This is a genomic window from Anoxybacillus thermarum (assembly GCF_000836725.1).
In the GTDB taxonomy this organism is placed as follows: Bacteria; Bacillota; Bacilli; order Bacillales; family Anoxybacillaceae; genus Anoxybacillus; species Anoxybacillus thermarum.
Genome location: NZ_JXTH01000085.1, coordinates 1 through 7,463, shown reverse-complemented (window position 1 = coordinate 7,463; position 7,463 = coordinate 1). Strand labels below are relative to the sequence as shown.

The window sequence follows — 7,463 nt, the reverse complement described above, 5'->3', positions numbered from 1 at the left end:
GCTTTTGACGAAGACGTGCGTGCACGTCGAACGGAAAAAGCGAAGGCGTAGGAGGATGTTAGTTCGAAGCTAGACAATATGAAAAGCGTAGGCGACTGTTTAGTCCTGTTATCTAGTTTTGAAGGAATAACCCTTCATCACATTGCTCGGTGACGATGGCGGAGAGGTCACACCCGTTCCCATCCCGAACACGGAAGTTAAGCTCTCCAGCGCCGATGGTAGTTGGCGGGACACCGCCTGCGAGAGTAGGACGTTGCCGGGCAAAGGGAAGACCAAGACGATTTAGTCTTGGTCTTTTTACTTTCGCTTTTGTTATACTCCCGCTCCAAATGATTGTTTTCGAAGTATATTGTTATATGAAACTGGGAAAACTGTTAGCGGGAGGTGGAGAACAAATGTCTTATAAAGAAACTTGCATTGTATGTGATGGACAAAATAAAAAAGGGATTCATGTTTTTCATCATTTTATATGCATGGATTGTCATAACGATCTCATTCAAACGGAAACAAATGATGAAAAATACAAATTTTACGTTGATCGGCTGAAAAAAATAGGAGAGAATAAAATATATTCATGACAAAAGGCCCCTACTATGATTAGGGCCTGTTTTATTTTAATATAAATATATAAAAAATGTGAGCGAGGAAACGAATAAAGATGGACCAAACGAAAACACCTCTATATACACTTTTATGTGAACATACCTCGAGACAACCGATTTCATTCCACGTACCAGGGCATAAATATGGAGCTGTTTTTTATGAAGAGGCTCTTTCTACTTTTGTACCGTTGTTACATTTAGATGTAACGGAACTTTCGCATTTAGATGACTTGCATCATCCAACGGGAGCGATTGAACAGGCACAACAATTAGCGGCAAAATTATATGGGGTAAAACGGACGTATTTTTTAGTTAACGGTTCTACTGCCGGTAATTTAGCAATGATTACAGCTGCATGTGAAAAAAATAAAAAAGTTATTGTACAACGTAATTGCCATAAATCCATTTTACATGCGCTACATCTTGTTGGGGCAACGCCGATTTTTATTTCCCCGGAATTTGATGAAGATGTTCGAGTGATGTCTTTTGTATCGTTTGAAACAATCTATGATACATTGCGTGAGCATTCGGATGCCGCTGCGCTCATTTTAACCAATCCAAACTATTATGGGATGTCTATTGATCTAACAAAAATTATTCAATTGGCCCATTCTTATCGCATGCCTGTTTTAGTGGACGAGGCACATGGAGCTCATTTTGTGCTCGGGGAACCTTTTCCAAAATCGGCTGTTGAGTGTGGGGCAGACATTGTTGTACAATCAGCCCATAAAACACTTCCAGCCATGACCATGGGTTCTTTTTTGCATTTTAATAGTGATCTTATAAATGAACGTACGTTAAGATACTTTTTGCAAGTTTTTCAAACAAGCAGCCCATCTTATCCAATTATGGCTTCGCTTGATTTGGCTCGCGCTTATGTTGCGCAACAGACACGTGAAACGATTAATGAAATGGTTGAGCAAATTCAATTATTTAAGCAAGAGTTGCGAACAATTGAAGCGATTCACGTTGTGGAATCACGGCATCCACTCGTTCGAACAGACTTGTTAAAGATTACGCTACAAACACGCAGTGCACATTCAGGTTATGAGTTGCAGCAGCTATTAGAAAGAAACGAAATTTTCACAGAAATGGCTGATCCATATAACGTATTACTTGTTTATCCGCTTGCGAAAATCAAACAATTTCAAATGATTATAGAGCGAATAAAACGTGCGCTACAATGTATCCGAAGCGAACGACAAAACGGACATGTACAATTTCAACTACCAAAGCATTGTCAAGCTGTGAGTTATGAATGGATTAAAGGTAGACAAACAAAACAAGTGTTTCTTCATGATGCAGTCGGACGTGTTTGTGCTCAAATGGTTGTCCCTTATCCACCTGGGATTCCTATTTTACTTATTGGCGAAATTGTGACAAAGCAACATATTGAGCTTATTCAACATTTGAAGCAAACAGGGGCATATTTTCAAACAGATATAAACGGGGATTATATCGAAGTTTTTGAGGAGGCTTAAGATGAACTACTTATTTTTTTCATTTGAAGGTCCCGAGGGAGCGGGGAAAACAACGATCGTTCGCATGTTAACTGATTACTTAACGAAGCAACATGTTGACGCTATTGCGACGCGTGAGCCAGGGGGAATTGATATTGCAGAGCAAATTCGTTCCGTCATTTTGCATCCTAATAATGATCGAATGGATGCACGAACAGAAGCTTTACTTTATGCAGCGGCCAGACGACAACATTTAGTTGAAAAAGTGATTCCTGCGTTGGAGAAAGGGAAAATCGTTCTTTGTGATCGCTTTATTGACAGTTCTCTCGCTTACCAAGGGGTAGCGCGTGGTTTAGGAATAGATGAGATATTGGCTATTAATGCGTTTGCGATTGAAAATTGGATGCCGACATTAACGATTTACTTTGATATTGATCCAGCGCTCGGGTTAGCGCGCATTCGCGAAAATGGGTTGCGAGAAGTGAATCGGCTGGATTTAGAAGAGCTCGCGTTTCATGAACGAGTGCGTGATGGATATATGATGTTATTAGATCGTTTTCCAAATCGCATAAAAAAAGTAGACGCTACGCAATCTGTAACAAAAGTGTTTGAAGACGTGTGGGCGCTTATAGAGCCTTTGTTAAGAAAGTGAGAGGATCGTCATGTCATGGAAAATGCTCGAAACAAATCAACCACATGTAGCGAAAATGATCGTCAACAGTATAAGAAAAGGAAGAGTGGCTCATGCATACTTATTTGAAGGACAAAAAGGGACAGGGAAAAAAGAAGCGGCTCTTTTATTCGCGAAGCGTTTGTTTTGTTTAACAAATGTACATGATGACCCTTGCGAAACATGTGTGAATTGTCGGCGGATTCAATCTGGTAATCACCCAGACGTTCATCTCGTTGTGCCAGATGGAAACTCAATTAAAAAACAACAAATTGAGCAACTGCAAGAGGAGTTTACAAAAACGGCTGTTGAATCGAGCCGCAAGTTATATATCATTGAGCATGCTGATCAAATGACCGTTCAAGCAGCGAATAGTTTATTAAAATTTTTAGAGGAACCGTCAGCAAAAACGGTGGCCATTTTATTAACGGAGCAATTACATCGCATACTTCCAACGATTGTTTCACGTTGTCAAGTGATTTCTTTTCGCAAATTACCGACAGAACAAATATACGCTCATTTACAAAAACAAGGTGTACCACGAGAGTTAGCGATATTAGCTGCTAGAGTAACAAATAATGTGCAAGAAGCTTTTCAGTTAAGTCAAGATGATTGGTTTGCACAAGCACGAAAAATAGTGATACAATTATATGAAGCATTAAACAAGCAATATGTCCAAGCGTTGCTCGTCATTCAACAACATTGGCTTAGTCATTTTACGAATAAAGAACAAATGAGCATAGGGTTAGACTTATTATTATATTTATATAAAGATTTGTTATATGTGTTACTAGGAGAAGAACAACAAATTGCATACGATGATTGCATAAATGAATTTCGGCGGTCGCGTTTTCTTTATTCTGAAAAGCAAATTGCTCAACATATGAAGGCCATTTTACAAGCAAAAGCGCGGTTGCATACGAATATGAATCCGCAGCTTTTAATGGAACAGTTAGTATTGCAGTTGCGGGAGGGATCTGCATTTGTATGAAGTTGTAGGCGTTCGTTTTAAGAAAGCAGGAAAGATTTATTATTTTGATCCTGGGGATTTACCGATTTCAAACGGTGATTATGTTATTGTTGAAACCGTTCGCGGCATTGAATTTGGAAAGGTTGTTGTGGCTAAAAAACAAGTCGATGAAAAAGATATTGTTTTGCCTCTGAAAAAAGTCATTCGGATGGCTGACCAAAAAGATAAACTTGTTGTAGAAGAAAATAAAAAGGCGGCGGAAGAAGCATACGACATTTGTTTGAAAAAAGTAGAAGAGCACGGATTAGAAATGAAACTTGTTGATGTCGAGTATACATTCGACCGCAATAAAATTATTTTTTATTTTACTGCTGATGGACGCGTTGATTTTCGTGAACTCGTTAAAGATTTGGCAGCCATTTTTCGCACACGAATTGAACTGAGACAAATTGGTGTGCGTGATGAAGCGAAAATGTTAGGCGGTATCGGGCCATGCGGGCGCATGCTTTGCTGTTCGACATTTTTAGGCGACTTCGATCCGGTTTCCATTAAAATGGCAAAAGATCAAAATTTATCTTTAAATCCGACAAAAATATCAGGGTTATGCGGCCGATTAATGTGCTGTTTAAAATATGAAAATGATGAATACGAAACAGCAAAAGAACAATTGCCGGATTTAGGTGAGGTCATTGAGACGCCTCTTGGGCTTGGAAAAGTCGTGGGGCTAAATATTTTAGAAAGAGTGCTGCAAGTGGAGTTAGTCGACAAAGACCGAGTAATTGAGTATACAATTGATGAATTGATAAAAGAAAAAGTTCTTCCTACTCAAGCCACAGAGTAATGGGGTGGATGGCGCGTGAATAAAAAAGAGATTTTTCAATCTGTAACAAGCATCGAGGAACAAATTGCCCATTTATATAAACAGCTCGGGGAATTGAAAAATTATCTCGGGGAGTTAATTGAAGAAAATCATCGGCTTCAAGTGGAAAATGACCATTTGCGTAGACGGCTCGAACAGCTGTCTGAAAACAAAGTAGAGCAAGGAAAAAAACAAACGAAAGCGAAGTTAGTCGATATAGGCGAAGGGTATGATAATTTAGCCCGCTTGTATCAAGAGGGATTTCACATTTGCAATGTACATTACGGAAGTTTACGGACCGATGGGGATTGTTTATTTTGTTTGTCATTTTTAAATAAAAAATAGCCTTTCTGACGAATGGTCTGGAAAGGCTATTTTGTTGTAGAAAGAGGGATTGTATATGTTGCGTGAGGATGAAAGACTCGATTATTTGCTAGCGGAAGATATGAAAATTATTCAAAGTCCATCCGTGTTTGCTTTTTCGCTTGACGCGGTATTGTTAGCCAATTTTGTATATGTTCCGATTCAAAAAGGAAATTTAGTTGACTTATGTACAGGGAATGGAGTCATTCCACTATTGTTAAGCAAACGAACGAAAGGGAAAATGATTGGGGTAGAAATTCAAGAAAAAATTTATGATATGGCGAAGCGAAGCGTACAATACAACAAATTAGAGGAGCAAATTGAAATCATTCACGGTGACATTAAAGATATGCCTGCTCATCTTGGGTATAGTAAATTTGATGTTGTGACGTGCAATCCTCCGTATTTCCCAACACCAAACGAAGAAGAAATGAATAAAAATGAACATTTCGCGATTGCGCGCCATGAAATTTACTGCACGTTAGAAGATGTCATTCGCGTAAGTAGTCAATTGCTCAAACAAGGTGGAAAGGCCGCCTTCGTTCACCGCCCTGAGCGGTTGTTAGATATCGTTACACTCATGCGACAATATCGTTTAGAACCGAAACGGTTGCGTTTTGTTTATCCAAAAGAGGGAAAGGAAGCGAACACCATTTTAATTGAAGGAACGAAAGACGGCAATAAAGGGTTGAAAATATTACCTCCTCTCTTTGTATACGAACAAAATGGAGAGTATACGAGCGAGTTAAAACATATTTTATACGGGGAATGAGATGAGATGAACGAACAAAAAAGTTTTATTGAAGAAGATGAAAAAGGAATTTTGTACATCGTCCCGACGCCGATCGGCAATTTAGAAGACATCACGTTGCGTGCGATTGAAACGTTACGAACAGTAGATTTCATTGCGGCTGAAGATACACGGCAAACGAAAAAATTGCTTAATCATTTCGATATTCATACGCCGCTTGTTAGTTACCATGAACATAATAAACAATCGCGAGGAGAGCATATTATTGCTTCTCTATTACAAGGGAAACATATCGCTTTAGTGAGTGATGCTGGAACGCCAACGATTTCCGATCCAGGCCATGAGCTTGTAGTTGAAGCGTTACGTGCACAATGTAAAGTTGTTCCTCTTCCTGGTGCGAATGCGGCCATTACGGCGTTAACAGCTTCTGGATTACCGACAAATCATTTTTATTTTTATGGTTTTTTGTCGCGACATAAGAAAGAAAAGAAAAAAGAGCTGGAGCAATTAAAACATATAAAAGATACGCTTATTTTTTACGAAGCGCCGCATCGTCTTCAAGAAACGTTAACGGTCATGTATCATATATTTGGCAATCGACAAATAGCTGTGGCGCGCGAGCTAACGAAAAAATTTGAACAGTTTATTCGCGGAACGATAGAAGAAGTGATGCATTGGGCAGAAAATCATGAAGTTCGCGGAGAGTTTTGTCTTCTTGTTGAAGGGAATCACATACATGATGAAGAACCGATATGGTGGAATGATTTAACCATTGTTGAACATGTAAATTATTATATAGAAGCGAAGCAATATACGTCGAAAGAAGCGATTAAACAAGTAGCAAAAGATCGCCAATTACCGAAGCGGGATGTGTATGAGGCGTATCATAAGTAAAAAAAGTTTCTCTAGAAAAGTCTAGAGAAACTTTTTATTTTGATTGTTGAAGAAGGTTTTGAATTTCTTGTAATAACGTTTCTGCGCCTTCTTTGCTTAAAATGATTTTTCCATCTGCAAGCTTAAAGTTGTCGTCAGATACTTCCCCAGTTACTACGCAAGTCATGTTTGGTTTGTATTTTTTCAAAATGATACGCTCATCATCTACATAAATTTCTAATGCATCTTTTTCTGCAATACCTAATGTGCGGCGCAATTCGATTGGAATAACTACACGACCTAACTCATCGACTTTACGAACAATACCTGTTGATTTCATCTTTATTCTCCTCTCCTTTTTTCGTCAATATTCGACAAAATCTCTATGGATTTATCATAACAACTTTTCCATTAAGCGTCAATCCTTTTATATGCAACAATAAAAAAAAATGTATGATTTACATGTAGCTGCATATAAAATTCGACAAAATTATAGTCGAAATGACAAAATCCAAGTCATTTGACAACAGATGCATACACAGTTTTTAACTGCTTTTCAAGACGATACAAAACTTATTATAAATATTATTCGACAAAATTCAACATAAATTCGACAATTGAGTCAGTCAAGACTTTGTGGAGAACATTTTTTCGGTTCACTACGGGTGTTGTCAATCACTAGTTAGCGAACCATTTTCAGGAATTGATATCGTAAGCGCTTTTGGACTCTCATCCCTCATCTTGAAGTGATGATATTGTATTCCATTTTTTTACACCCAACCAAAATCCCGAAGCGCCGACAACGCTTGATGGATCGGCGTCCCGGATGACCGCTGCAGACACGGTAGATTCTGACGCACCACATCTGCCCACAACCGTCCTGCCTTCCGTTTGGCCTGTTCAACCCGCTTGGAC

At 38.8% G+C, this 7,463-nt stretch carries 9 protein-coding genes, 1 rRNA gene and 1 pseudogene; 9 read left to right on the top strand and 2 right to left on the bottom strand.

The features are described 5' to 3' along the window. The first annotated feature begins 145 nt into the window (after nucleotides 1-145). From rrf to rsmI, 9 genes are all read left to right on the top strand, one after another. A 5S ribosomal RNA gene (rrf, locus tag LH47_RS13605) occupies nucleotides 146-262 on the top strand. A gap of 133 nt (nucleotides 263-395) precedes the next feature. Further along, the gene (locus LH47_RS13600) at nucleotides 396-578 is read left to right on the top strand and encodes a sigma factor G inhibitor Gin (protein WP_019418065.1); all 183 of its coding nucleotides are present in this window, start codon (nucleotides 396-398) and stop codon (nucleotides 576-578) included. Nucleotides 579-658: 80 nt separating this feature from the next. After that, nucleotides 659-2,083, top strand: a complete 1,425-nt coding sequence (locus LH47_RS13595; protein WP_043968423.1) for an aminotransferase class I/II-fold pyridoxal phosphate-dependent enzyme — start codon at nucleotides 659-661, stop codon at nucleotides 2,081-2,083. A 1-nt stretch (nucleotide 2,084) separates the two neighbouring features. Further along, the gene (gene tmk, locus LH47_RS13590) at nucleotides 2,085-2,714 is read left to right on the top strand and encodes a dTMP kinase (RefSeq protein WP_043968422.1); all 630 of its coding nucleotides are present in this window, start codon (nucleotides 2,085-2,087) and stop codon (nucleotides 2,712-2,714) included. 10 nt (nucleotides 2,715-2,724) lie between these two features. Next, a complete protein-coding gene (gene holB / locus LH47_RS13585) occupies nucleotides 2,725-3,723 on the top strand; it encodes a DNA polymerase III subunit delta' (protein WP_043968420.1) in 999 nt (332 codons plus the stop codon). Beyond that, nucleotides 3,716-4,543: a PSP1 domain-containing protein gene (locus tag LH47_RS13580; RefSeq protein WP_043968419.1), complete on the top strand. Its 828-nt coding sequence runs from the start codon at nucleotides 3,716-3,718 to the stop codon at nucleotides 4,541-4,543. The genes holB and LH47_RS13580 overlap by 8 nt, the downstream gene beginning before the upstream one ends. Before the next feature lie 15 nt (nucleotides 4,544-4,558). Next, complete coding sequence (gene yabA / locus LH47_RS13575) at nucleotides 4,559-4,906, top strand: DNA replication initiation control protein YabA (protein ID WP_003398194.1); 348 nt, start codon at nucleotides 4,559-4,561, stop codon at nucleotides 4,904-4,906. Nucleotides 4,907-4,961: 55 nt separating this feature from the next. Then, entirely contained in the window at nucleotides 4,962-5,696 is a 735-nt protein-coding gene (locus LH47_RS13570) for a tRNA1(Val) (adenine(37)-N6)-methyltransferase (protein ID WP_043968415.1), read from the top strand. A gap of 6 nt (nucleotides 5,697-5,702) precedes the next feature. Then, the gene (gene rsmI / locus LH47_RS13565) at nucleotides 5,703-6,569 is read left to right on the top strand and encodes a 16S rRNA (cytidine(1402)-2'-O)-methyltransferase (protein ID WP_043968412.1); all 867 of its coding nucleotides are present in this window, start codon (nucleotides 5,703-5,705) and stop codon (nucleotides 6,567-6,569) included. A gap of 34 nt (nucleotides 6,570-6,603) precedes the next feature. On the opposite strand, the gene LH47_RS13560 is transcribed toward rsmI, so the two are convergent. Together LH47_RS13560 and LH47_RS15605 are read right to left on the bottom strand one after the other, a co-directional pair. After that, complete coding sequence (locus LH47_RS13560; protein ID WP_171335231.1) at nucleotides 6,604-6,894, bottom strand: AbrB/MazE/SpoVT family DNA-binding domain-containing protein; 291 nt, start codon at nucleotides 6,892-6,894, stop codon at nucleotides 6,604-6,606. Nucleotides 6,895-7,318: 424 nt separating this feature from the next. Next, a pseudogene (locus tag LH47_RS15605) lies at nucleotides 7,319-7,463 on the bottom strand (UPF0236 family protein); the annotation flags it as partial.

Bases quoted from the DNA above. Each gene is read 5' to 3' on its own strand.
- LH47_RS13595 (WP_043968423.1), top strand. From the start codon at position 659: ATGGACCAAACGAAAACACCTCTATATACACTTTTATGTGAACATACC.
- tmk (WP_043968422.1), top strand. From the start codon at position 2,085: ATGAACTACTTATTTTTTTCATTTGAAGGTCCCGAGGGAGCGGGGAAA.
- LH47_RS13570 (WP_043968415.1), top strand. From the start codon at position 4,962: ATGTTGCGTGAGGATGAAAGACTCGATTATTTGCTAGCGGAAGATATG.
- rsmI (WP_043968412.1), top strand. From the start codon at position 5,703: ATGAACGAACAAAAAAGTTTTATTGAAGAAGATGAAAAAGGAATTTTG.
- holB (WP_043968420.1), top strand. From the start codon at position 2,725: ATGTCATGGAAAATGCTCGAAACAAATCAACCACATGTAGCGAAAATG.
- LH47_RS13600 (WP_019418065.1), top strand. From the start codon at position 396: ATGTCTTATAAAGAAACTTGCATTGTATGTGATGGACAAAATAAAAAA.